At 36.9% G+C, this 25,770-nt stretch carries 24 protein-coding genes; 16 read left to right on the forward strand and 8 right to left on the reverse strand.

Annotation, left to right across the window (positions count from 1 at the left end; genetic code table 11):
* The first annotated feature begins 13 nt into the window (after positions 1-13).
* From pstB (M3600_RS10505) to phoU, 3 genes are read left to right on the forward strand one after another with little or no spacing between them, the layout of a single operon-like run.
* Positions 14-772 carry a phosphate ABC transporter ATP-binding protein PstB gene (gene pstB, locus M3600_RS10505; RefSeq protein WP_233315262.1) on the forward strand — a complete coding sequence of 253 codons (759 nt, stop codon included), beginning with the start codon at positions 14-16 and terminating at the stop codon, positions 770-772.
* A gap of 12 nt (positions 773-784) precedes the next feature.
* A complete protein-coding gene (gene pstB, locus M3600_RS10510; RefSeq protein ID WP_237942737.1) occupies positions 785-1,558 on the forward strand; it encodes a phosphate ABC transporter ATP-binding protein PstB in 774 nt (257 codons plus the stop codon).
* A 13-nt stretch (positions 1,559-1,571) separates the two neighbouring features.
* Entirely contained in the window at positions 1,572-2,231 is a 660-nt protein-coding gene (gene phoU / locus M3600_RS10515; protein WP_251645822.1) for a phosphate signaling complex protein PhoU, read from the forward strand.
* A 201-nt stretch (positions 2,232-2,432) separates the two neighbouring features.
* On the opposite strand, the gene bglA is transcribed toward phoU, so the two are convergent.
* Together bglA and M3600_RS10525 are read right to left on the reverse strand one after the other, a co-directional pair.
* Positions 2,433-3,872 carry a 6-phospho-beta-glucosidase BglA gene (gene bglA / locus M3600_RS10520; RefSeq protein WP_233315265.1) on the reverse strand — a complete coding sequence of 480 codons (1,440 nt, stop codon included), beginning with the start codon at positions 3,870-3,872 and terminating at the stop codon, positions 2,433-2,435.
* Between the two features lie 14 nt (positions 3,873-3,886).
* Positions 3,887-5,785, reverse strand: a complete 1,899-nt coding sequence (locus M3600_RS10525) for a beta-glucoside-specific PTS transporter subunit IIABC (RefSeq protein WP_251645824.1) — start codon at positions 5,783-5,785, stop codon at positions 3,887-3,889.
* 158 nt (positions 5,786-5,943) lie between these two features.
* On the opposite strand from M3600_RS10525, the gene M3600_RS10530 reads away from it, so the two are divergent.
* Both M3600_RS10530 and M3600_RS10535 read left to right on the forward strand, forming a co-directional pair.
* Positions 5,944-6,654 (forward strand): GntR family transcriptional regulator, encoded by a 711-nt coding sequence (locus M3600_RS10530; protein WP_251645826.1) that lies wholly within the window; start codon positions 5,944-5,946, stop codon positions 6,652-6,654.
* A gap of 81 nt (positions 6,655-6,735) precedes the next feature.
* Positions 6,736-8,016: a glycosyl hydrolase family 18 protein gene (locus tag M3600_RS10535; protein WP_311315902.1), complete on the forward strand. Its 1,281-nt coding sequence runs from the start codon at positions 6,736-6,738 to the stop codon at positions 8,014-8,016.
* A 47-nt stretch (positions 8,017-8,063) separates the two neighbouring features.
* On the opposite strand, the gene M3600_RS10540 is transcribed toward M3600_RS10535, so the two are convergent.
* Both M3600_RS10540 and xerS read right to left on the reverse strand, forming a co-directional pair.
* Positions 8,064-8,336, reverse strand: a complete 273-nt coding sequence (locus M3600_RS10540; RefSeq protein ID WP_251645829.1) for a hypothetical protein — start codon at positions 8,334-8,336, stop codon at positions 8,064-8,066.
* Positions 8,337-8,446: 110 nt separating this feature from the next.
* Positions 8,447-9,565: a tyrosine recombinase XerS gene (gene xerS / locus M3600_RS10545; RefSeq protein ID WP_233315269.1), complete on the reverse strand. Its 1,119-nt coding sequence runs from the start codon at positions 9,563-9,565 to the stop codon at positions 8,447-8,449.
* Positions 9,566-9,925: 360 nt separating this feature from the next.
* On the opposite strand from xerS, the gene M3600_RS10550 reads away from it, so the two are divergent.
* Positions 9,926-10,759 (forward strand): Cof-type HAD-IIB family hydrolase, encoded by an 834-nt coding sequence (locus M3600_RS10550; RefSeq protein ID WP_251645830.1) that lies wholly within the window; start codon positions 9,926-9,928, stop codon positions 10,757-10,759.
* A 50-nt stretch (positions 10,760-10,809) separates the two neighbouring features.
* Here the strand turns inward: M3600_RS10550 and M3600_RS10555 are convergent, their stop codons facing one another.
* Positions 10,810-11,826, reverse strand: a complete 1,017-nt coding sequence (locus M3600_RS10555; protein WP_233315271.1) for a Gfo/Idh/MocA family oxidoreductase — start codon at positions 11,824-11,826, stop codon at positions 10,810-10,812.
* 169 nt (positions 11,827-11,995) lie between these two features.
* On the opposite strand from M3600_RS10555, the gene M3600_RS10560 reads away from it, so the two are divergent.
* Together M3600_RS10560 and M3600_RS10565 are read left to right on the forward strand one after the other, a co-directional pair.
* The gene (locus tag M3600_RS10560) at positions 11,996-12,859 is read left to right on the forward strand and encodes a MurR/RpiR family transcriptional regulator (protein WP_233315272.1); all 864 of its coding nucleotides are present in this window, start codon (positions 11,996-11,998) and stop codon (positions 12,857-12,859) included.
* 43 nt (positions 12,860-12,902) lie between these two features.
* Positions 12,903-13,697, forward strand: a complete 795-nt coding sequence (locus tag M3600_RS10565) for a MurR/RpiR family transcriptional regulator (RefSeq protein ID WP_233315273.1) — start codon at positions 12,903-12,905, stop codon at positions 13,695-13,697.
* Positions 13,698-13,721: 24 nt separating this feature from the next.
* On the opposite strand, the gene M3600_RS10570 is transcribed toward M3600_RS10565, so the two are convergent.
* Together M3600_RS10570 and M3600_RS10575 are read right to left on the reverse strand one after the other, a co-directional pair.
* Positions 13,722-14,705, reverse strand: a complete 984-nt coding sequence (locus M3600_RS10570) for a Gfo/Idh/MocA family protein (protein WP_233315274.1) — start codon at positions 14,703-14,705, stop codon at positions 13,722-13,724.
* Positions 14,702-15,721, reverse strand: a complete 1,020-nt coding sequence (locus tag M3600_RS10575) for a Gfo/Idh/MocA family oxidoreductase (protein ID WP_251645834.1) — start codon at positions 15,719-15,721, stop codon at positions 14,702-14,704. The genes M3600_RS10570 and M3600_RS10575 overlap by 4 nt, the downstream gene beginning before the upstream one ends.
* A gap of 422 nt (positions 15,722-16,143) precedes the next feature.
* On the opposite strand from M3600_RS10575, the gene M3600_RS10580 reads away from it, so the two are divergent.
* The 8 genes from M3600_RS10580 to M3600_RS10615 all read left to right on the forward strand — a co-directional run bounded on the left by M3600_RS10580 (position 16,144) and on the right by M3600_RS10615 (position 23,284).
* Positions 16,144-17,460 carry a PTS sugar transporter subunit IIC gene (locus tag M3600_RS10580; RefSeq protein ID WP_251645842.1) on the forward strand — a complete coding sequence of 439 codons (1,317 nt, stop codon included), beginning with the start codon at positions 16,144-16,146 and terminating at the stop codon, positions 17,458-17,460.
* A 198-nt stretch (positions 17,461-17,658) separates the two neighbouring features.
* Positions 17,659-17,949 carry a hypothetical protein gene (locus tag M3600_RS10585; RefSeq protein WP_233315277.1) on the forward strand — a complete coding sequence of 97 codons (291 nt, stop codon included), beginning with the start codon at positions 17,659-17,661 and terminating at the stop codon, positions 17,947-17,949.
* Positions 17,950-18,157: 208 nt separating this feature from the next.
* The gene (locus tag M3600_RS10590) at positions 18,158-18,565 is read left to right on the forward strand and encodes an ATP-binding protein (protein WP_233315278.1); all 408 of its coding nucleotides are present in this window, start codon (positions 18,158-18,160) and stop codon (positions 18,563-18,565) included.
* A 31-nt stretch (positions 18,566-18,596) separates the two neighbouring features.
* Positions 18,597-18,941: an STAS domain-containing protein gene (locus M3600_RS10595; protein ID WP_233315279.1), complete on the forward strand. Its 345-nt coding sequence runs from the start codon at positions 18,597-18,599 to the stop codon at positions 18,939-18,941.
* A gap of 24 nt (positions 18,942-18,965) precedes the next feature.
* On the forward strand, positions 18,966-20,303 hold the full coding sequence (locus M3600_RS10600) for a SpoIIE family protein phosphatase (protein WP_251645850.1): 1,338 nt from the start codon (positions 18,966-18,968) through the stop codon (positions 20,301-20,303).
* Positions 20,304-20,329: 26 nt separating this feature from the next.
* On the forward strand, positions 20,330-22,369 hold the full coding sequence (locus M3600_RS10605; RefSeq protein WP_251645852.1) for a LuxR C-terminal-related transcriptional regulator: 2,040 nt from the start codon (positions 20,330-20,332) through the stop codon (positions 22,367-22,369).
* Between the two features lie 135 nt (positions 22,370-22,504).
* Positions 22,505-22,708 (forward strand): hypothetical protein, encoded by a 204-nt coding sequence (locus tag M3600_RS10610; protein ID WP_251645854.1) that lies wholly within the window; start codon positions 22,505-22,507, stop codon positions 22,706-22,708.
* A gap of 36 nt (positions 22,709-22,744) precedes the next feature.
* Positions 22,745-23,284, forward strand: coding sequence for a hypothetical protein (locus M3600_RS10615; RefSeq protein WP_251645856.1), 540 nt, complete (start codon positions 22,745-22,747; stop codon positions 23,282-23,284).
* 1,366 nt (positions 23,285-24,650) lie between these two features.
* Here the strand turns inward: M3600_RS10615 and moaA are convergent.
* Positions 24,651-25,664, reverse strand: a complete 1,014-nt coding sequence (gene moaA / locus M3600_RS10620) for a GTP 3',8-cyclase MoaA (protein ID WP_237942714.1) — start codon at positions 25,662-25,664, stop codon at positions 24,651-24,653.
* Positions 25,665-25,770 lie beyond the last annotated feature (106 nt).

The following is a 25,770-nucleotide window of genomic DNA, read 5'->3' on the forward strand; positions in this document are numbered from 1 at the left end:
GCTGGTGAAAAAAATGAGCACACCTATTTTAGATGTAAAAAATCTCGAATTTTTTTATGGAGATAAGCGGGCAGTTAACGGGATTTCTATGCAGATTGAAAAGAATTCCATCACAGCGCTAATTGGTCCTTCCGGCTGTGGAAAATCAACGTTTTTACGGACAGTTAACAGAATGAATGATCTTATTCCAGGTGCGAGGGCACAAGGAGAGATACTGTACGAGGACATTAATTTATTATCAGACGATATAAATGTCGTTGCATTACGAAAGGAAATCGGGATGGTTTTTCAAAAGCCTAATCCATTTCCGAAATCAATTTATGATAATATTACGCACGCTTTGAAATATAATGGAGTAAGGAAGAAAGCAGAGCTTGATCGCATTGTAGAAGAAAGCTTAACGAAAGCCGCCCTATGGGAGGAAGTAAAGGACAGGCTTCATAAATCAGCTTTATCTTTATCTGGTGGTCAGCAGCAGCGGCTTTGTATTGCGAGAACCATAGCCATGAAACCAACTGTGATGCTCCTTGATGAACCATCCTCTGCACTAGATCCGATTTCTAATGCGAAGGTAGAAGAATTAATATTAGAGCTGAAGAAGGATTATACCATTATCATTGTGACCCATAATATGTCACAGGCATCACGTATTTCGGATAAAACCGCCTTCTTTTTCTCTGGTGATTTAATTGAATACGATGTGACGGAAACGATATTCACGGCGCCTTCTAATCAGAAGACGGAAGAATATATTTCCGGCCGGTTCGGATAAGGAGGAAAAGAATTGTCTACAGATATTAGTACGAAGGCGATTTTCGATTGTGTCGATCTCAATTTATGGTATGGTGACCATCATGCATTAAAGGAAATCAACTTTCCTATTAATGAAAAGGAGGTTACCGCGATTATCGGTCCTTCCGGCTGCGGGAAGTCGACGTTCATCAAAACATTGAACTTAATGATCAAATATGTGCCGAATGTAAGGATGGCAGGAGAGATCAACTTTGACAAACAAAATATTTTAAGTGACAGACTGGATCTTGTTGAATTACGAAAGAAGGTAGGAATGGTATTCCAAAAGGGTAATCCATTTCCTCAATCGATCTTTGACAATGTTGCTTATGGACCTAGAATACACGGCATCAAGAAGAAAGAAGAACTCAATAACATTGTGGAAAGCTCCCTGAAGGATGTTGCTTTATGGGATGAGGTGAAGGATCGTTTGAACGGTCCAGCACTTGGATTGTCAGGAGGACAGCAGCAACGGTTATGTATCGCAAGAGCGCTTGCAACAAAGCCAGATGTACTGTTGATGGATGAACCGACGTCTGCATTAGACCCGATTTCAACCTTAAAGATTGAGGAATTAATTTTAAAATTAAAGGAAAAATACACAATTGTCATTGTTACCCATAATATGCAGCAGGCTTCAAGGGTATCAGATAAAACCGCCTTCTTTTTAATGGGTCAGCTTATTGAGCTGGATAATACGCAGAAGATATTCTCGAATCCTGCCGATGAACGGACAGAAGGCTATATCTCAGGAAGATTTGGATAATGGGAGTGAGCTCATGAATATAAGATCAAACTTCGATAGTAACTTGAATCAATTAAAGGATATGCTGATGGAAATGGCCCGCCTTTCGGAGGTTTCCATCCAGGACAGCATCCAAGTACTTATTAAGCAAGATTTGGAACAAGCGAAACAAATTATTGAACGAGACACAGCAATTGATGATTTAGAAAATGATATTAATGATAAAGCCATATCTTTAATTGCGATGGAAGCACCTGTTGCAAGAGACTTGCGCAAAATTATTGTTGCTCTGAAAATATCTTCTGAAGTGGAGCGCATTGCAGATAATGCAGTGAATATCGCAAAATCAACATTGCATATCGGCAACGAAAAACTGATTAAGGAAATAGTCGATATCCCAAAGATGATGGATATGGCATTGAAAATGCTTAGCGATTCCTTACAGTCCTTTTTGCAGGAGGATGTTGCTCTAGCAAGACAATGTGCACAAGAGGACGATAAAGTGGATGAAATGTATGGCATGCTTGTTAAAGAGTTAATGGGCTATCTCAAGCAAAATCCTGATAATACAAACCAGATAACACAGCTTGCCTTTGTGTGCAGATACATTGAAAGAGTAGCAGACCATTCAACCAATATTGCGGAGCATGTTATTTATTTAGTTACTGGAAAGCGCTATGATTTAAATGCATAAAAAAACAGGAGCAGGATAGAATCCGCTCCTGTTTTTGATTACCGCAGCATTGTTAGTGTGTGAGGTGGGGGATGCGGCAACTTAATCATATTGTAGAGCATAAATATGTCAAAAGTATGTCCGGATTTTGTTAAAACTTAAAATAAATGGCTGTAATAGAAAAAACCTTATCCTGTTAAAAGGACAAGGTTTTTTCTGTCATTAAAGAACTTCGCCGTTTGTTTCAATAACTTTTTTATACCAGTTAAAGGATTCTTTCTTAAAGCGTTTCATACTGCCGTTGCCTTCATTATCACGGTCAACATAAATCATTCCGTAGCGTTTCTTCATTTCTCCTGTAGTGAAGGAAACGATATCAATGATACCCCAAGGTGTGTATCCGATAAGATCAACGCCGTCGTATTCAACTGCTTTTTCTAATGCTTCAATATGAGATTTCAAGTATTGAATTCTTTCTGGGTCATGGATAGAGCCATCCTCACTGATTGTGTCGATAGCCCCAAAGCCGTTCTCTACAATAAACAACGGAATTTGATAGCGATCATAGAAGCGGTTTAATGTATAGCGCAATCCTGTCGGATCAATTGCCCAGCCCCAGTCACTTGACTTAATATAAGGATTTTCTACACCATTTCGTAATGCGCCGTTAACGATGTTGCCAGTGTTGTCATTTACTACATCGCTTTTTACAGTCGTTGACATATAGTAGCTGAAGCCTAAATAATCAACCGTACCATTGCGTAATATCTCGTCATCGCCTTCTTCGAATTTGATATTATAGCCTTCTCGTTCAAATTCTTTTAATGCGTATTTTGGATAAACGCCGCGTACATGCACATCAGGGAAGAAGTAGCGCTGTCTCATTTCTTCTTCTGCAAGCATGATGTCTTCTGGATTAGAAGAGAACGGGTAAATAGGAACATGTGATACCATTGCCCCAATTTGGAATTCTGGATTGATTTTCTTGCCGGCAGAAACAGCTAATGCACTAGCAATCAATTCATGATGACCTGTTTGGTACATAACTTCTTTTGGATTTTCGCCATCTTTAATCGTAACACCAGAATTTGTCCATAAGAATAATGGGTTGTCTACATCCATTTGGTTATTAATTTCATTGAATGTCATCCAGTATTTCACTTTATCTTTATAACGGTTGAAAACAACCTCTGCGAACTTCACAAAATAATCGACGACTTTACGATTGCGGAAACCGCCGTATTCTCTTGCTAAATGCAATGGCATTTCAAAGTGAGAAAGAGTGATAACAGGCTCAATGCCATTGCTTAACAATTCGTCAAACACATTATCATAGAATTGCAAGCCTTCTTCATTCGGTGTAGCTTCATCACCTTTCGGGAAAATTCTGCTCCAGCCGATAGAAGTTCTTAGGCATTTTAAGCCCATTTCAGCAAACAATGCGATATCTTCTTTGTAATGATGATAAAAATCGATTGCTTCATGGTTAGGATAAAACTCATTTTCCTCAATCGTATCCGTGATTTTTCTGGCAACACCATGTTCACCAGCTGTCAAAACATCGACGACACTTGGACCTTTTCCGCCTGCATTCCAGCCACCTTCAAATTGGTGAGCAGCAAGTGCGCCGCCCCATAGGAAATCTTTTGGTAATTTACTCATGTTTGTATTCCTCCTCATTTAATTACTGTAAATAATGTTTGATTAAAAGTACAATTTTCCACTTTCTCGATGATAACTTCTTCGTAAGCGAATGTGTTAGTAACAATGACAGGTGTGATTGTCTTTAATCCTTTACTCTCAATATAGTCTTTATCAAATTCAATTAATAAATCACCTTTATTGAATTTTTCGCCATCTTTAACCTTGACGGTGAATGGGCTGCCATCGAGTGTAACAGTATCCAAACCAATGTGAATAAGCAATTCAACACCAGTTTCTGATCTTAGGCCTATTGCGTGTTTTGTTGGGGCAATCATCACAACAGTGCCTTCAAATGGTGCAATCACTTTATTTTCTGTTGGTTCAATGGCAATTCCTTGCCCCATGGCACCTGAACTAAATACTTCATCAGGCACTTGAGAGAGAGGAACAACCTTGCCGCTAATTGGAGAGTTAACAGTAAGCTCTGTGATCGTTGTTGCTGCAATTTCCGGAGCGCTTGATGTGTTAGTATTTTCTAGACTTGCTGTTTTGCTGCTGTCATTTGTTTCTCCATAACCAAAAATTTGCACAAGCACAACCGGAAGGATGATGGCAATTGCTGCCCCGATCAATATTCCCCAAACGGACATTGGATAGTCTTCATTGATGCCGTTTACGATTGTTAACGGACCAGGCAAGCCTGCATATGCAAAGTAGTATGGGTTAAAAAAGCTTGCTGTAATCGCCCCAATACCGCCGCCGATACATCCGAAGATGAATGGCTTTTTGAATCGTAAGTTAACCCCATAAATCGCAGGCTCGGTAATTCCGAAAATACCAGTTACGCCTGCAGACACACTGACTTTTCTTGTTTCTTGGCTTTTGGCCTTTAAGATTACCCCTAAAACTGCTCCAACCTGTGCGATAACAGCAATCGTTTGATAGGCTTGGAAGGAATCACGGCCGTATAAATCAAAGTTGGCCAATACCATCGGGGTAACTCCCCAGTGAACACCAAAGATGACGATAACTTGCCATAAAGAGCCGATGATAGCACCAGCAACAATTGGTGCATTTTCTGCCAAGAAATTATAGCCGTTAGCAATGCCGTTTGCGCCCATTGTTGTTAGCGGGCCAATAAGAGTGATGGTTAACGGTACCATAATAACTAAACTGAAAAAGGGAACAAATAATGGCTTGATTACTTCATTGATGTACTTATTTAAGAAACGTTCCAAATAAGACAAGATCCACACTAAGAAGAGCGGAGGTAATACGGATGAAGTATAAGTCGTTTCTGTTAAAGCGATTCCAATAAAGTTAATATTTGAACCTTCAGAAATTTGTGCAGCCATTTCTGCCCAAGTCGGGCTCACTAATGCAGCACAACAGGCCACTGCAATATAAGTATTTGTTTTAAAATGCTTGGACGCAGTAATTGCGATAAAAATCGGCAAAAAAGTGAATGGAGCCCAAGAAATAAAGCTCAATACTTGATAGGTGCCAGTTTCTGCGAAACTATCAAACAATAAGTTTATGATAATCAATAAACCTTGCAAAATACCAGCTGCTGCCAAGATATAAACAAATGGCGCAAACACTGCAGACATCGTGGCGATGATACGGTTGAGGATGGTTCCTTTATTTTCATTTTCCGTATGTACTGCATCTAAATTAATCAGATTAGAAAAATGCTCATAAACCTCTCCGACATGCTGACCAATTACAACTTGAAATTGTCCGCCGTTTTCTACAACCGTTACAACTCCCGGCATTGCAGAAATTTCTTCTTTCGCTTGCGGGTTAGAGCGCTTTAATACTAAACGCAATCTTGTTGCACATCTTGTTGCACTGACTATGTTGTCCTCACCACCGACAGCGCTCAAAATATCTTTAGCTAACTTCGGATAATCTCTAACATTTCCTGCCAATTTGTACCCCTCCTTCAATCCTTTATACGCTTACATTATAATTGTATCGGTATAATTTATCAAGTACCAACAAATTATTTTGTACCATCATAATGATAAATGAGATTTTTGCTGATTTATGCTATAATCCTTCTATAAATAATTAAAGAGGAATGTATATGTTAAAGTACCAGCAAATCGCAGCAGAAATTGAAAGATATATTGAGGACCATTCCCTCCAGCAAGGGGACAAACTTCCTGTCATCGAAGCATTAATGAATCAGTTTGAGGTCAGCAAAAGCACAATAACCAAGTCTCTTGATATGCTCGAGAAAAAGGGCATTATCTTTCAAGTAAGAGGCAGCGGTATTTTTGTAAGAAGACACCACCGCAAAGGCTATATAAGCTTACTTTCGAATCAAGGGTTTAAGAAGGATTTAGAGGGTTTTCAAATAACGTCACAAGTAATTGAATTCGATGTAAGAAAACCGACAGCTGAAGCTGCACAAAGCTTAAACTTAAAGGAGACGGAAGATGTTTACTATGTAAAAAGGGTAAGGTATATTAATGGGCAAACTTTATGTTTGGAAGAATCCTACTATCATAAAGGCATCATTACCTACTTGAATAAAGAAATTGTTACTGAATCGATTTTTCATTATATTACAGAGGGATTAGGACTTAAGGTTGGTTTCTCAGATATGTATCTTCAAGTTGGGAAACTGGATGAGGCGGAAGCAGGTTATCTAGGACTAGTGAGTGGAGATCCGAAGCTTTCTGCTGAGACCATTTTTCATTTAACAAACGGCCAGCCCTTTGATTTTTCAAAGGTAACGTATAATTACGAGCAATCACAGTTCTTCCTCCAAGGAAACAGTCATATACTGTGAGTTCATAAACATACATGACCATATGATAAAACCTGTATAATCTTGAACATCTCCCATATAAATGGATTAAAAGGGGGTGTTATGATGACTGTTCATGTCGTAAAGAGCGGGGAAAATCTATGGTCTATTTCTGCTCGTTATAATGTGGCGGAAAATACGATTATTACTACTAACGGTTTAACTTCCTCAAGTATTGTGCCAGGACTTGCCCTGTACATCACAGATAATGCTTTACCTGTTCGTGCCTATAAAACAATTAACGGTGATAACTTATGGGAAATCGCACAACAATTTAATACAACCATTCCTGCTATCACGGCTGCGAATGAAGGCGTTTCTTTAAATCCTTTGCAAATTGGGCAAATAATTAATATACCCTCTCCGACCAAACTGACAATAAGCACACTTGGTTTTATTGTTCCATCCAATACAATAGCAAATCTTGCCACTATAAATTCCCTTGCTGCACAGCTAACGTATATTGCTATTGTCAACTATTCCTTCACAACGGAAGGCTATTGCTTTGCACAAACAGATGATAGTGCACTTATCAATCGATGCCGGCAGCTTAACAGCATTCCCTTATTAATGATCCGCAATTTTACAAGCAGCGGTTTTAGCCCAGAACTTGCGGGTGCTGTTTTGGAGAACGCCGTATACCGGCAAAACTTAGTATCGAGCATTGTTAATCTCACAAATACTCGCGGCTTTGGAGGCGTAAGTATTGATTTTGAGTTTATTCCGCCAGCTCGTCGCAATGATTTTAATTTATTTTTACAAGCATTAAAACAACAGTTAGGAAGTTTGTTATTGAATGTGAATGTCCACGCCAAATCGGCAGATCTTCCAGCAAACCGGATTGTTGGAGCATATGATTATGAAGCTATAGCCAGGAGTGCGGATTTAATGGCATTGATGACCATTGATTACGGCTACCCTGGCGGTCCGCCTGAACCTGTTTCGCCTATTGCCTTTGTCGAACAGGTTGTTGCCTATGCTTTAACATTGGTTAGTTCCGAGAAGCTGATGATTGCAATGGCGCTATATGGATATGACAAAGTAGTCGCTACAAATGCGACACAAGGGGTATCTGTCCTTGCCGCCCAAAATACAGCAATATCCTTACTTACAGACATTCAATACGATAATGCGGCAAAATCTCCGTGGTTTGAATACTGGTCAGGAAATAATCAGCATATCGTCTGGTTTGAAGATATCAGGAGTTATCTAGAAAAATACAAAATAATCGACGTAAACAAGCTTGCTGGAACAACCTTTTGGCAAATCAGCTTGCCTGCACCGCAAAACTGGGCCTATCTACAAAGAGAAGTAACCATCATCAAAGGAGCTAACAGCCTTTAAACAATTAGAAAAACCCCGGCAAGCAAACCGAGGTTTTTTTAATTGATTTATCTTTCATAAGATGATAACGCATGGCTAACAGTATTATATGCTTCTCCAAACGCAGCAGATGAAGAAATGTCGCCTGAAATATTTAATTCATTTTTTGCATGATTTGCTTGTGCCAATGCACGAATCATATCTTGCAGCAGTGTTCCTTTATCACCGTAAAGATCTTTTGCTGTTTCTAATAGTTCAATACTTGCTGTTAAGTCATTTGCTCCAGGTTGGTCAAAGGTTCTTTCCAGATTTTCTTTTACTTGCTCAAGTATTTCCCTCATAAACGGCACACTCCTTAAAATTAATCAAAGGTATTTTGTGCGAAAAGAAAGAAGCTTATCCTATAGAAACAGAAGGAGAAAAAGCACTCCTGGTAGTCAGAAGTGCCTGGTTATTCGTCCTTATTTTGGCGCCGTTTATCCATTAATTCTGCAGCCATTTTTGCTTTTTCCCTCGATGTGTTGATATAAAGCAGGGAAATATCTGATTGGGTATGGCCTAATTGGTTCATGATTAAGGGGATATCACCGCCGGTATGCTCTGCTAAATTGGTTGCATATGTATGTCGCAATTTATGGGGTGACATCCGCTTATCAAAGGACTTCGTATATTTATATACAATGTCCTCAACTGCTCTGTTTGTTAATGGTTCGGGATTCCCTTTATACAGTTTAATGAACAAATACTCGTTTTCGCCGCTGCCTGCCTTATACTTAGTCGCTCTCACTTCCAAGTATTTAATAACATCCTGGAGAGAGGAGGGAGTAACAGACACCGTGTCCTTTTTGCCTCCTTTGCGAATGACACTGATTTCGCTTGCTGCTAAATCAACATCCTTTAAGCGAAGGGAGGTTAATTCATTTACACGAATACCGCTGCCAAGGAATAGGGACAGTATCGCAAAATTCCTCTCTTTATCCCGCTTATAATATCGCAGCTCTGCAGGTGTTAATGTTTCCTCATAATGATGCTCGATATAATGTAGGAACTCGACATCATTATCGTTAATAAAGATTTTTTCCGTTATTTTTCGCGCTCTTTCATTAAATGTTTCTGAGACTTTTTTTATCGGAATTTTTTTCATCACATTACGGTGAAAATAAGGTTCACCACCATCAACCTCTGCTTCTAATGACAGGTAGTTGAAAAGAGAGCGGAGGGCTGACTTTTGCCGATTAACAGTTTTCGGACTGATTTTTTTGGTCACATCATCTTTTTCCGTTAGTTTGTACTTTTTCCTTGCTGCATATTTGAAGTAGTTCTGCACATCAGAAAGAGGCAGAGCGCCTAATGCTTCCACTGGAATTTCCTTCATGCACTCGCAGGAAACAATACCTTCTGCAAGCAGCCAGGAGAAAAATTCTTTATAATCCCTCACATAATTAAACAGAGTAAGAGGCGAGCGAATATCCAATTTATCGTCTACATATTCAACGACATAATAAGGCATTTCCTTCAGCAATTCCTCAAGCCGTTTTTCATACATTTCATGTTGTTTTGTTATTGCCATGATCACACCTCATATCAGGAATAAGATCTATTGCCTGAATTTTTATTTCTGTACATCCACCAATTTTATAGGCATCAGCTCTTACCGAATTTATCGGTTTACTTTATTAAAACGGAATGATAAAAGACTCCTAATTTGGTATATATGTTTATTTTATCAAACAGAACATTAGTTCGTCTATCGGAAGTGTCTATAAATAATACTTTTTTTTGGAGAAGCCCGGGGAATATTTTTGAAAAGTGATTTAAGAACCATATGTATTTACTATATAATAAGTATAGCAAAGAATAATAAATATTTCTGTTTATATTACGTATAGAGGAAAGAATGGCATAATTAAACAATAGAGTAGGTGTGTTTATGCAAAAAATTATTTTTTTGGATATTGACGGAACACTTGTAGATGACAATGGCATTATACCAGATTCAGCTAAGCTTGCTGTTAGAAAGGCGAGAAGCAACGGGCATTTCGTTTTTCTTTGTACGGGACGTTCTAAATCGATATTGTTTCCGGAAGTATTAGAGATTGGCTTTGACGACATTGTTGGTGCGGCAGGCGGTTATATTGAGCTAAACGGAGAAGTGCTGTTTCATGAAGTTATAAAAAAGAATAATCTGCAATTGGTGGTGGACTATTTTAATCAGCATGAAATTGAGTTCTTCTTAGAAACAAATGAAGGCCTATTTGCGAGTAAAAGCTGTAAAGACAGCATCCGTGCACTGATTGATACTGTTTTTGAAACACAAACAGCACAAGCAGAATTACGGAAGTCGATGCAGTCATTTTATAACAGTATCAGTGAAGCCGAAGACTTAGTGAGAGATGATATTAATAAAATTGGGTTTTTAGGTTCTGCTGTTCCGATTGAGCGTATTATGGAACAATTTCCGTCTGTTTTTACTGTCATTCCTAGCACCGTGCCTTTCTTCGGAACTAACAGTGGAGAGGTGTCAATCTTTGGAATCCATAAGGCGTCGGCCATTGAAAAGGTAATCGAGCATCTCGGCCTAGAAAAAGAGCATACATACGCATATGGTGATGGTTCAAACGACATCGAGATGCTTGAATTTGTTCAATACGGTGTAGCAATGGGCAATGCTAAAGAAGAAGTGAAACGGGCAGCTAACGATATTACCGACAGACATGACGAGGATGGTATATATAACAGCTTTAAGAAATATGGGTTAATATAAGTAAAAAAGAAACCTTCACTGACTGTGAAGGTTTCTTTAAGTTAAACATCTTACTTACATTGCTTAATTCCTTGTTCAAGTATTTCCATCGCCAAAAGTGTTTGCTCATCTTTAATTTGTTTGTCTGCTCCATTGATGATAGCGTTATAAATATCATCATAGACGCGACCATAATCTCCAACTTCGGAAACAACCTTTTCTTCGTGATAAACTCCCTGTTCATCCATATATGTCAAGGTGCCGTAATGCTGAGGTAAATCGATTCCGAAATCAGCATGGTGTGGCATATAAAACAGCTTTAAATGTTCCTCTTGTCGATCCTCTGTTTGTTTGACAAAAACACCTTTTTTACCATAAAGCACAAAACTAGGACGCTGTACCAAACGAAAGAAGCTAGATTTGACGGAAACCTTCAGCTTGTCATAATAAAAATCTAAATCAAAATAATCGTTCATTCGGCCAGTACCAAGAAGCTGTCTGACATCATAATGGATATGATCAGGCTTACCAAAATAAGAAATTACCTGATCAATCGTATGGGTGCCATGGCCGTATAAATAACTATGATAGTAAGTAAACGTATGAGTAGATTCTGGAGTTTCCGGTCTAAAATAATCATAATGCATTTCTACTTCAAGCAAATCGCCTAATTTACCGCTTTCCAAAACTTTTTTTGCTGTTAAGAAGTCGGAATCATAGCGGCGGTTTTGATAACACTGGGCAATCAAACCTTTCTCCTTAGCAAGAGCAAATATTTCTTCTGCTTCTTCCTTTGTCAGCATAAACGGTTTTTCCACTAGCACATGCTTATTATGCTCGAGTGCCATTTTTGCATATTCGAAATGCGATTCTACTGCTGTATTAACGACTATCAACTGAATTTCTGCATCGTTCATGATTTCAGTAAGATTAGTAGTATAATGAATAGAAGGATGTGCTTCCCAACTATCACGGTCAGGATTCCTGCGGTAAATAGTTTTTACCTTAATGTTTTCACGCTGTAGTACAAAAGGCAGATGATAACGATTTGTACTTTTACCATTTCCAATATAACCGATTGTTAACATGATTCTCACTCCTAATTAGCTCTTGATAGCTTTAATTATATGGGTGCGAGGGGAAGAATGCTATAATCATCTTTGAAAACGCTTATTTAGGTAAAATAGTTCCGATTTTTTTGTTCATACTTTAAATATATTGGAAAAATAGTTCAGAATTAAAGGAGAATGGAGCGGCTTGTTAATAAAACAGATTGCAGCATATACAAAATTCACAACAACAGAGCAAACTATTGCAGAATATATACTCGCAAATACAAGCTCGATGGAAAATATCTCGATTCAGGAATTAGCGAAACGAACCTTCACTTCTAATGCTTCTATTATTCGTTTTGCTCAAAAAATGGGATTTAGGGGCTTCAAGGAGTTTAAGATTCAGCTGTTGAAATCAATCGAACAACTTGATGGACCGCAAAAAGACATTAATCCAAATATCCCTTTTGAGGACCATTCCCCGCTGATGAAAATAAGTGAAGATATGATGCATTTAACACAGCAAGCAATTAAAGAAACGTATCAGCTCTTAAATGAAGCACAGCTTATGGAAATGACTAAACATTTATATAATGCCAAACGTATTTTCCTGTTTGCGGCTGGTGATTCTCAAATTCGTGCCGAAAGCTTTCAAAATAAACTTTGGAAGATTAATAAATATGCTATTCTTGCTAAAGAGCGAGAAGAATGGGCATTAAACGCTGCGAATTTATTAAGAGATGACTGCGCCTTTTTCATCAGCTATGATGCAAAAGCTATGAATGACTTAGTTGCAGCAAGATTGATAAAAGAGAGAGGCATTCCTATTTTGTTGCTGACATCATATCCTGACAGTGAGCTCGGAAAACTGGCAGATGTAATTATTACCGTATCAAGATTAGAAACGAAGGAAACAGAGAAAATTTCCACCTATTCTTCTCAAGCAGCATTTGAATACATATTAAATGTGTTATTTTCCACTCTTTATCAAATGGAATACCAGGAAAATCGCCAAAGACAATTATGGAGAGCAGAAGTGTTACAGCAATTCGAAGAGAAACCTTTTTAGAGGATGTGCCAATGTTCGGCAGTAAGAGAAGGGGAAGTATGAAATGCTAATTAAAAAGATGAAATACAGCTATAATTTAACGTCACAGGAGCAGTATATCGTAAACTATATACTGGAAAATCCGACAGTTGTATTTAACGCAACAGCTAATGAACTGGCTAAATTAACTTTCTCCAGTTCCTCGACAATTGTTCGTTTATGTAAAAAACTAGGTTTAAAAGGATATCCTGACTTTCAGCTGAAATTGGCACTTGAATATAAGCAAGACGGGAAAGCAGAAAAAAAACACACTGATTTCTCTGAAACCAAAAGCAGCATATACGGGATAGATTTAGTTCCAGGGTTTTATGAACGAGCATTTACCGAAACGAGAAGAATGTTTAACCATGCCAGTTTAGAACATATAATCGAGTGGTTAAGAACCGCTGAACGGATCGATGTTTATGGTGTTGATATCAATTATTATATCGCCCAGCAAGCTTGCGCCAAATGGAATGAAGTCGGCATGATGGCAGTTGCCTATAACAGTGCCAATCAGCATTATTTAACTAATCTCAAAAATACGTCATCTACTATTTCTTTTGTCATTTCCCATACAGGAAGAAACAAAGCAATGATTGATATTGCAAAAAGGCTTCAGAACAATCATATGAAGGTAATCGGTATTACCGGGAGCCGCGATTCTGCATTAGCAAAATTATGTGACGAGGTAATCATGACATATTCTTCTGATAAGCAACTTGAGTTATCTAAAATCTACAACATGATGTCATCTGTTTATATTTTTGATGTATTGTACATGAATTCCTTATTACTTCAACAAGAAAAAGAGAGCTGAAAAAAATTTCAGCTCTCTTTTCTGTTAAATATTATCTGCCGCGAAAATAATATTAGCGTCCATGCGCGCTTCTACCACTTTTTCCATAACAGAACGACTATAATCAAGCAAGCTATAGCAGCGGTTATAATCCTTCGTTTTATAGATGTCATTAAACTTGAGCAGTTCATAGTATAAATTGTTCATAGATGTTTGCTCATTAAATTCTGTCTTAGCTTCGTCATTGTGAAGAATTACCCGTCTGCAGCCATTTGCTCCGTTTTCAACATGAATATAGCCTTTTTCTCCTTGAATCATCACAAAGTTCTCGCTGCGAGTATCCTTTGCACCGGCACACACGGCAATAAAGTCTGGATAAGTTAATAACAGGACGCCAGATGTATCGATACCATTTGAATGTTTATTGGCGGTATAGCTCAGTTTCTCTGGGGTACCAAAGAGACCCATCACAAAATGCAAGTTATAGATATTAATATCAACGAGAGAGCCGCCAGAGAACTGCGGATTAAAGACGTTTGGTGTCTCGCCAGCAAGCAATGCATTATATTTGCTGGAATATTGACTATAGTTGCATTGGACAAGCTTTATTTGCCCAATTTTATTGATATTTTCTTTTATAATTTGATAGTTTGGCAAATGGATGGTTGTAATTGCTTCAAATAACATTAAGTTATTTTGTTTTGCTAACGAGATCAATGTATCTGTTTCTTGAAGGGTAGAGGTAAACGGTTTTTCACAAATCACATGTTTCCCATGCTCCAGCGCACGATAAGCCTGGTCAAAATGGAGACTGTTTGGTGATGCAATATAAACGATTTCAACAGAGTCATCGGCAAATAAAGCATCTAAGTCGGTATAGATTTTATTTACTTCATATTTTGCTGCAAGCGGCTGTGCAGTTTCCTCTTTACGGGAGTAAATTGCCACACACTCTGCACTTGCTATTTTCTCTAAGCCTTGTAAAAAGGCCTCAACAATAAACCCTGTACCTATTGTAGCTATTTTCATTGAGAACACCCCGATTTCTTCGCTGCTTCCACACCATCATTTAATATTTTTAAAACGGCTAAAACTCCTTCATCTTTCACTGGCTTTTCTGCACCAGTTTTTATACTTGCATATAATTTTTCGTAAAGAATACCATAATCGGTTATTTCAGACTTAACCGATTCATTATGCTCTATCCCATTTTCATCAATATAGGAAAGCTCTCCCCAATTACTTGCTGGTTCCACTTCAAACGATGCTTTTGTCACACCGTCTGGATTTTTTTGCTGATGACCGCTGCTGTATTTTATAAAGCTGCCTTTGTCGCCATGGACAATAAACTTCGGATGATTAATCTTTACAGCTAAGCTGCATTTTACCGTAGTCTTTAACAGGCCGTAATGGAAGTCGATATCGACATAATCATCTGATTCTCCTGGATGATTTATACTTCTAACATCATAATGAATTGCTTCTGGCTTACCGAATAAGGAATACAACTGGTCAATCGTATGAACCGCTAATCCGTGCAATAAGCCAAAACCCTTTTGGATATGCTGCGGATTAAAGTAGTCATAATGGGACTGTATTTCAATAAGTCGACCAAGCACACCACTGTCGATTACTTTTTTCAATGTAAGAAAATCACCATCAAATCGTCTGTTTTGATTGGCCATCGCAATCAGTCCTTTAGACTTAGCCAAGTCGAAAATTTCCTCTGCCTCTTCCACAGTTGGCGCAAATGGCTTTTCCACAAGGACATGCTTATTGTGCTCTAACGCTTGCTTTGCATAGGCAACATGACTGTCAACATGAGTACAAATAACGATTAATTCTATTTCATCATCATTTAATACCTCTTCGAAGCTTGTTGTGAAGCGGATATCAGGATACCAGGCTTCTCGTTCTGTATCTCCAATACGATCTTCTTCTCTTCTAAAGATACTTTTCACGTTAATCTGATCTTTTCTTTCTAAATATGGTAAGTGATAATTTACGACGGCATTACCAAAACCTACAAACGCTATGTTTAACATATGAACTCTCCTTTGCAATTTCTTAAAATAATCATAGCATCGAAATGACTATTAAAAACCTATCGTTGTCATTATGGTGATATCTTTCTAAATGCAGTTGAGACCATACGAAACTTGAAATCTGATTTCATTTCCCAAAATATATATGAGGCAAAAAGTAAAAAGATTAAAAGCCAAAGAACCGCTAATTCATGCTATTTATGTAATGAAGATGCTTGCTGAGAATTGGGAAATAATAAACCCTTTTTTTACGCTTAGAAGAGGATAACCATTTATCAGCAGCAGAAATAACAAAAACCTCTCTAGACAAATAATTGAGCAGTATCCTATAATCCGATTAAGAAAGATAGCGCTTACAAGGTTGTTGTCGACAAATAACCAACATGCAGGTAGTGTAACTGAATAAAAGGGGAGAGGTTAAAATGATTAAACCTAAGACATCATTTTTAGAAAGAATCTCTAATATTGTTGTAAATCGATTAGCCGGACCAATGGCAAAGTTTGGCGGTATCCCCGTTGTTGCCGCTGTAAAGGATGGTTTAGTCGCAATTGTTCCTATTGTGATTATTGGAAGCTTGTTTTTATTACTAGCTATGCTCGGTTTACCAGGTACTTTCAGTGAAGGGGCCCTTATCCCAGCATTATCTAGTCTAGCTCCAAAGCTGCTAGTGTTTTTCCATATAACCATGAATTTTCTCTCGTTATATGCTGCTGTTGCGATTGGCATGAATTATGCCAAACACTTTAATATTGATTCCACTAATGCTGCCTTATTAAGTGTAGCGGCATTCTTTTTGATTAATATAAATGATTTAACAAATGGGATGGATGTGACGAATTTTGCTGCAGGAGGATTATTTGCAGCAATTATCAGCAGTTTAATCAGTATTAGAATTTACCGATTTTTTTTGGAAAAGAAAATTACCATCCGAATGCCAGATGGGGTACCGCCAAATGTGACGAATGCGTTCGTTGCGCTCATACCGTTTTTGGTCATCTTAACGGTTTTATGGATAGTCCGTTCTATACTGAACTTTGATATCACAGTGTTTCTGAACTCCGTGTTAGGGCCAGTATTCAGCGGCACAGATAGTATTTTCGTGTATGTACCAAGAGTGTTTATCGGACTTTTGCTTTGGTCTGTTGGCATGCATGGAGATAATATGATAGGACCAATTTTTGAACCATTAAAACTGCAATGGGTAGCGGAAAATGCAGAGGCTTTAGCGAATGGAGTTAACTTAAAGGATTTGCCTCATGTGTGGACGACAGTGGTCGAACGAATCACAATCTGGCCTGCTGCTGCGTGGGGAATTTTGTTCTGGATGTGGCGCTCTAAATTAAAACAAGCTAGAACGTTGGCAGGCATTGTAACACCTGCAGCTGTATTTACAATTATTGAACCAATTGTTTTCGGCTTGCCAATTGTGTTAAATCCTTTTTTCCTTATCCCTTTTATCCTATCAGGGACCATCGTAGCTATAGTAACTTACGGGGCATTTTCCCTACATCTTATAAATAGAGTCTTTGTTGAACTGCCATGGGCTACTCCGCCGTTTATATCAGGCTATGTTGCCACAGGCGGTGACTGGAAGGGAGTGCTTTTAGTTATTATCAACTTTGCTATCGGCATAATCGTATATTATCCTTTCTGGAAAGCCTATGAAAAAGCTGAGAAACAAAAGGAAAGCGTAGAAAACGAAAAAACAGCAAATAATGATTCGACTTTATCTCTTTAATTCGAACATTGGGAAGGACCTATTTCTAGGTCCTTTCTCATGTTTTTTACGATTGGATTAGGAGGTCTTACTACATAGGACCCTCTTCCTCAGGAACGGATTCCTATATATCTTTACCTAGATAATAGGTATGATAAATCTATTATACAGAAGAGTAAAAACAACTTAGTCTGGATTCATCAAGGAGGGTTAACATTTATGATTGAAATGACAGTAGACAAAAAACCAGTTTTAATAACTTTATATGATATGGATAAAAATTATCTGAAAAATAACTTACGAAAAGAAAAAGCTTTTAAAGTACCTACTGCAACTGGAATGACTATTATGGAAAGCGACTATTTATGTGATTTGATCATAGATGTTCAATCTAAGGATGAAATCAGGCAATTAGTTGATATGCTCAGAACAATCAAAAAACGAAATATGCCGGTTAGATCGTTATTTCAAACGTTAGCAATCGGATTAGTTTCTAAAGGGATTCATTAACCACCATTTATTTGTAGTTATCCCTTAATACTATTAGATAAAAATTGTATATCTATGGCATGGAATCGGCAGTATCGGTCTCATGCCTTTTCCTATTTTTTAGCCGAAAAATTGATTTTAAAAGTATGAATCAAGAAGAGGTTAATTATTCTTTATATGCATATCCTAACAAATAATGAGCAGGTGGATTATCGTTTGAGGTGTAAACATGACATTAGCCTATACAATATCCCGATATGAGGAGCTTGAGGAAAAGCTTCCTGCTATCGAGGAATATCTCCAGAAAATAGCATATGGAAACCATGTGAAGATTTTGTATGCTTTATTGGAAGCAGTCAATAATGCCTTCGAACATGGAATCCAAACAGTTAAAGACGGAAGCATTACTTTTTCCATAAAGATAAGCGACAAAAAACTTTATGTTGATGTGTTGCATAATGGAAACGGTTTTAATTATGAACAGAAGATTGGGATGATTGGCAATCCAGATGTGTTTTTTAAAGAGCATCAAACATGTATGCGCGGCCGGGGAATAGCCATCATGCAGAAGCTTGCTGATAAGCTTATTTACACAGAAGAAGGCAAAAAACTGACTCTTATCTTTAGGATAGAGTAGTTTACTAAAATTTAAAGAAAGTGTGGCAGAAATGAAAGTCATAAAAAAAGCTCATATTCACATCCTTGAAATGAACGAAGATATTACGATTAAGAACAGCGAACACTTCCGACTAATGATGGGGAAGTTTCTGCATGAATCGACTGCCTCTTTAATACTTGATTTAAATCATGTTTCCTATTTGAACAGCTCAGGACTCGGTGTAATCGCTGATGGAGCTATGAAAGCAAGAAAAAATGGAAAGGAGCTTGTTGTTTCAGGAATTACGCCACCATTGGATGAGATATTCGAAATCGTTAAATTCAACACTTTTATGGAGCTATTTCCTACATTGGAACAGGCTGAACAATATTTTGAACAAAAGAAGACGCTTTAATGCTTAGAAGGAAAGGGAAGTGTAATGAAGCAGATAAATAGATTATCGGGAAGTAAATGGACAGGTGTCCTACTGGCTGCATACGTAGTAATGGAGCTGTTTATCTTCCTTAAACTTTCTTACAAGCTGAAAACAGGCATGGATATTCATCTTTTTGAAGAATATCAAACATTAAGTTTCTTCTTGCATCTTCCATTAGGTTTATTTATCGTTTGTCTGTTTTGGAAAGAAAGGAAAGAAACAATACGAAAAAAAGAGCTTATATTCGACTTAGAAAAAGTAACACTTAGGCATTTTACCTTATTTAATAATAATCTCTATCTGGCAATTATCGTCAATAACGAAGGCACAATAACAGAAGTTAACGAACGAGTAACTGACGTGCTAGGAGATAAGTTGATTGGGTCTCATTTCAAAGATCTGCTTTTTCATAAAGAAACCTCCAAATCACTTGAAAATTTCGAGGATGTACTAGAAGGGAAAATGGTGGACAGTACAGACATCATACGAGATAAGCATGAAAACCCAGTTTATATAGAATATAAAAGCATTCCGTTAATTATGCAAGGAAGAATAGATGGTGTCTGTGTTATCGCAAAGGATATAACAGAAAAGAAAAAACTAGAAGAGGAAATGAACAAAGATCTTGAACTCGCGACCATTCTGCAGCAAAGTGTACTCTGCAAGCCGCTAATTACGGAGGAGGTTCAGATAGAAGGGCAGTATATTCCAGCACATAATATCGGAGGAGATATGTATGTCTGGTATAGGATTAATGAGCATCAATACGGAGTGTTAATTATGGATGTAATGGGACATGGTGTTTCAGCTGCCCTTGTTTCCATGAGTATACGGGCACTGTTAGAAGGATTGATTGTCAGGGTAAAAGAACCTGTTCTTGTCATAGAGACACTAAACGCTCATATGCATAAATTGTTTAATGATCATACCAGCTCCTTACAGTTTTTCACTGCACTATATGCAGTTGCAGATACGAAAGAAATGAACTTAACATATATTAATGCCGGCCATCCTCCAGGGCTATTGGTACAGTCTGATCATGCAGAGCTTCTTAAATCCAATTGTGTTCCTTTAGGAATACTTGAAGAAATCAAGCCAACCGCTGAAACAGTACCTTTAAAAGATCCTTCGCAGTTACTTCTATTTACAGATGGACTATTAGAAAATATTGACGGTACAGCGATGTACCATGCTGTTAATAAATTGAAGGAATCTGTACTCGCTAATTCACAACTAGATACAAAAGGGCTATTGGAGATATTGCTTCATGATGGGGAAATAAGTAAACAAGATGATATTTCGTTTGTTAAGATGGCAATCAGCAAGTTCCGACATATATAAAACATTATAATATAGGATGATTAAAATTGAATGTAAATACTTTAAACAATGACATAGTAACAGCACTGATAGAAACATATGAAAGCACCATTCGATTGCCAATCCACCTTGTTAACAGCAAGGGAGGGTATGTAATTCGAAATACAGACATCATGCTGCTCTTTAAAGAATATTCTACAGAGCTACTCGACGTACTAAATATAGCTTACCAAATAAAAAAACCAGTAGTAATAACACCAACAGATGAGAATATTGGATGTTATAAATACATCCTGTCACCCTTTTTCCAATATAGAGAAGACTCGTATTTAATTATTACCGGTCCTTTTGTGGAAGATGTATGCGGAAGCAATATAGTGTCTACCGCGTTAAACAAAGACATTCCTATTCTTACCGTAAAGGAGAAAGAAAGCGCCTTAGTAAAGATAAACGATCTACATTATAGCTTAATGTTTGTAAAAAGCTTACGACAAGAGATGACGTGGAAAAATCAGCTGTTGACACTTTATAAAAAGCAGCTCGCTTATATGGAGGATTTCTCTATAAGTAATATTTTAGATTACGCAGTAAAAGAGGGCTTTGTGGACTTTATCGGTATTGCCAAAAGAGAAGAAAATGCTATTTATACCATCCAACATGTAAACGGGGATGCAAAACAATTGGAGGGAAAAAGCTTCTTTATCGGAGAAGGTTTATTAGGACATGCTGCTGCTACAAAAAAGATCTTTCATTTTGAGTCTATAAAAGAATCACCAAAAGCAGGATTCTTTCATCAGTTTGACATATACCCTCAGCATATTTTTGGTTTCCCTATCCAACAGGCTAAAGAAACAGTAGGAATTATGTTTGGAGGCTCCTTGACTAATAAGCCTGTGAGCAAAGAGCTAACAGAGCATTTACAAGCACTTGCACAAGCAGCCGCTCAAACAGAATTTTTAATCCAGCAATTGAAGCTTGTTGACAAACAAAGAGATGTACATGCAGCCTTTTTGAATTTAGCTGACATACTATTGCATACAAATGATCCAATCAGTGTTTTGTACAGCGTTATGGACGTTTGTCATAAATGGAGCAAAAATTGTTTAACTATCTTTACAGCGAGAAGTGGAAAATTGTACAAAAGAGGCAAGGCTTCACAAGCTGCTGAACAAGAGCATCATAAAGTTGCTGAACAACTCTTTTCTAACGGTCACCGAGTTGAAGTAAACGCTTCTAAAAAAGGCTTAATTCATAAGGCAATCACTTTAAATGAGCAAGTTTTAGGTCTGTTTACCATTCACTTCGAGGAAGAGGGGCATTTAGGAGATAAGAGGCTAGAGGCAGAGCTTAAGTTATTAACCGAGGTTTTAGCTGTAAGCTTTGGTTCAAAAAGAATTATTGACTTAGAGGTAAAACAAGAGCCTACTGAAATACTTTTCGAAAGCTTAAAGGAACTAAAACCAGAGGAATTTCATCTTACTTGTAAAGCGACGGAACTACTGAAAGGGTTTATGAGCAAACAAAGCTGGCAGGATTCTGCTGTTGAGGAACTGTTAGAGACATGTAAGGTAATCCCATTCAGTCTAGACTTTCTTCACGATAAAATAAGTGCAGAACGGCTGAAGATACTTAGAGAATATCATCATATACTAAACGGAGAAGAGCAAAGAATCATTCTGACTGAAGAGGCGCAGCTATTAGTATTAGCTTTTTCTTATCTTAAAGGAATCACAATTCCCTTTAAAGACATAAATAGTCCATTAGCCGTTCAATTCCGTGAATATATCATCGTCCAGAAGGAAAGTAGCAGCAAGGAATTAGAAGCGGATCATGCTACAATCGGAATCACGGAAATTGAGGATTTGAAAGATGTGAAAAGCGTAATAGATAATCTTTCATTAACAAGCAGAGAAAAGGAAGTTCTTCATTTAATTCTTGAAGGTTTAAATAATCAAGAAGTTGCCGATTTACTGTTCATTAGCGCCCATACTGTCAAAAACCACCTAACAAATATCTTTCGAAAACTCGATGTGGCAGATAGAGTACAAGCAATGGCGAAAATTTATCGGATAAAGTATGAACAATAAGTGAATTTGAGGTATATAGCTACACACTGCCAGGCAATATCTCTTTAGTTGTGATGAATTATTGAACGTTTTGGCATTTGATAGAAAACTTCTAATGTACTCCTGTATAAAAGGGTAACTAAGGAGAGTAACAAAATGTCGAAAGGAATCTCATTTAATAACAAGGACGTTTTCTTTAAATTTACAAGCGAGCTATACACAGATGTAACGCTTGATTTTTTTGGTCTTCATCAGATACCGAAAATAAAGACGCTATTGCCAAATGAATTCCGATTTACTGCAGATGAAAAAAGATCAGATACTGTTTTCCAGCTGGAAGACGGCTCAATTTTAATGTAAGAATACGAGAGCAATAACAGATTCAAGGAAAATCATTTGAAGTACATGAGGTATGGACATCGTATTTTACAACGATACTTTCAAAGGAAAAATAACATAAAAAAGATTCACTTAGTAGTTGTGTACACAAGTGATGTAACAAAGGTTTTAGATAGTTTAGACGCAGGATTCTTTCGAATTTCCTCCAATCCTGTATTGTTATCAGAGTATAACGGTGATGCTATCATGGAGAATATAAAGGGAAAAATACGTGATAATGTTGAATTAAACCTTGTGGAGCTGTATAAATTAAGTTTTGTGCCATTAATGAACAGCGCAAAGGGTCGTAACGAATTAACACAAGAAACAGTAGAGCTAGCGAAATGTATAAAGGATGAACATATACAACTACAGGTAATTGCAGGAATTCTTACCTCAACAGATAAATTCATTGATAATAACTACGCCATCAAAGTAAGGGAGTGGTTAAAAATGACAAAAGTCGGACGGCTTTTTGAAGAAGGCAAGCAAGAGGCTGTTGCGGCGGCCGTTAAAGAGTCTGTTACAAAGGTAAAAAAAGACAAATTATTGAATTAGCTAAGTCTTTATTAGATGTGCTTGCACCAGAAGTAATAGCAGAGAAGACAGGATTAGATATTAAGGACGTCGAAAAATTACAACAGGAAAAGAATGTACTTAATAACTAAAGAAATAGAATGATTTAAAGCATGGGCCTGATACAGTATAGGAACCATGCTTATTTTATTGCAGATAAATAAAGGTATGAAGACTAAAAAAATGTAACTCAATGGACTTTTCTATCTTAATCAAACAAATAAGAACAATTGTTCGTATAATACAATTTTTACGAATACTAGTTTACATAATTAATTTATGGTAAATAATAAATAACCAATAGTATAAAAAATTTAATGGTGCTTATACTTATCAATAACGGAATCTGCATCCTTGCAATATATAAATCTATTAGTGTATGTCTGCTAAACGTAAAGTAAATGAAGAAAAGGGAAGGGGAGTTGTTTGCCAAGAGCTGAAATAGTACCTTGTTTATTAATAAATACAGTTTTCTTGCCATTAGATTCTATTATTATGTACCTGCAAGATCTACTGGTAGCAATTCGAACTACACTTTATCTATACAGGGTTTGATGATATCTCCAAAAATCTTAGCATTTTGCCGTTTTTACAGACTTTTAGCTTAAATTTTTCTTTTACAGTCGTTAAATTTAACTATTTAACTAAACTTATTTATATATTGTTTAACTTTGAATATTTTACAAATATCGACAAATATTAAAATGTTATCATAGTTTAAGCACTGCAATTTAACGGCTGCTATGCAGTATGTGATAGCAACGCAACCGCCAATTAAATACACTAATTAACCTTAACATCATGGTACATTTGAATTCATAAACAATTCCTAATAATACTATTCGTAAAATTAGTATTATACGAATAGTTGTATATTTCTTTTCCTGTGCCCCCTTAGCATTATAATTAATAAAAATAGTAAATTTTATTAAGGTTATTTGATGCAGTAAATTCTGCACGAACATTTAATTGCGCACAGAATTCATCTGCACACATAGTTTCAACAGATTTTTCATTCATTTAACTTTAGTTTGTATTTATTCGATGTAATTAATTAAAATTAATTCTCCGCTTATTAATTAATTGTTTGTTAACAAATTCAAATCACGTTAACTATTATGTAACTATTTAACCTGTAAATATAATTGCAATTCAAACTAAAACACAAAATTTATCCGATATATCGCATTTTCACTCATATAACATACAATAGCATACCATTCACCTATACTTGCCTTTTTGCACAGTTTCTTAAAAAATACATTTCGTAAAACAGGTCTTATACGAATAGTTCTTTTATATCTCTACATCCAAGAAAAAAGACAATCACTTTAAGTGATCGTCTGCATTACCCGCCAATTGAAGACATTTCGATTTTCTTTTTTTGTTTTATAGATAGATTACTTCGCTCTTCTGAGTAACGATCATGTCGACCGTTCCAAATTTGCGATATTTTATTGATAATAATGTCGTCATTTTGTTCACTGCGTATTAAGCTGCGTAAGTCATGGCCTGCTGATGCAAATAAACAGGTATATAATTTTCCATCTGCTGATAACCTTATTCGTGAACATGTTGCGCAAAATGTGTCTGTTACGGAAGAAATAATTCCTATTTCTTGGCTACTGTTCAAATATTGATAACGTGTTGCTACTTCACCAGTATAATTTTCTTTGATTTGTTTAACTGGCATCTGCTCATTTAGTTTGTTTAGTATCTGCTGTTTAGTAACAACCTCTTCCAATTGCCATCCATTTGAATTACCTACATCCATATATTCAATAAATCTTAGAATAAGCTTATGTTGTTTGCAAAATTTGGCCATTGGAATGATGTCTTCCTCATTTTGTCCCTTTTTAACAACCATATTGATTTTAACAATCATTCCTACGTTTAAGGCAGCATGTATGCCGTCCATTACGGTTGTTAATTTACATCTGTGCCCATTTATCATCGAAAACCGCTCTGCATCCAATGAATCTAGACTTACTGTGATTCTCCTTAATCCTGCTATATATAAATCCTTTGCAAATTTCTTTAGCAAAGAACCGTTTGTAGTTAATCCAATATCTTCTAGTCCCTCGATATTATGAAGCTCCTTAATTAAGGCTGGTAAGTCCTTTCTAAGCAATGGCTCTCCTCCGGTTAGGCGAATCTTTTTTACACCTAGCCTGACAAATAGCTTAGCTGTTCTTACAATCTCATCAAATGACAGCATCTGTTCTGACGGCATAAATGTATACCCAGACTTAAATAATTCTTCTGGCATGCAATATACACAGCGGAAATTGCAGCGGTCTGTAACCGATATACGTAAATCTCTTAATGGACGCTGTAATTTATCTAACAGGTTACTCTTCATGCTGTCATCTCTTTTCTATTATTTTTCATTAAATGTGATGTATATCACAAGTTTAAAGCGGGATACTTGTTATTCTTAATTAGAACAACAACTAATCAAAGTACTG

This window comes from Niallia sp. MER 6, assembly GCF_023714395.1.
GTDB lineage: Bacteria > Bacillota > Bacilli > Bacillales > Cytobacillaceae > Niallia.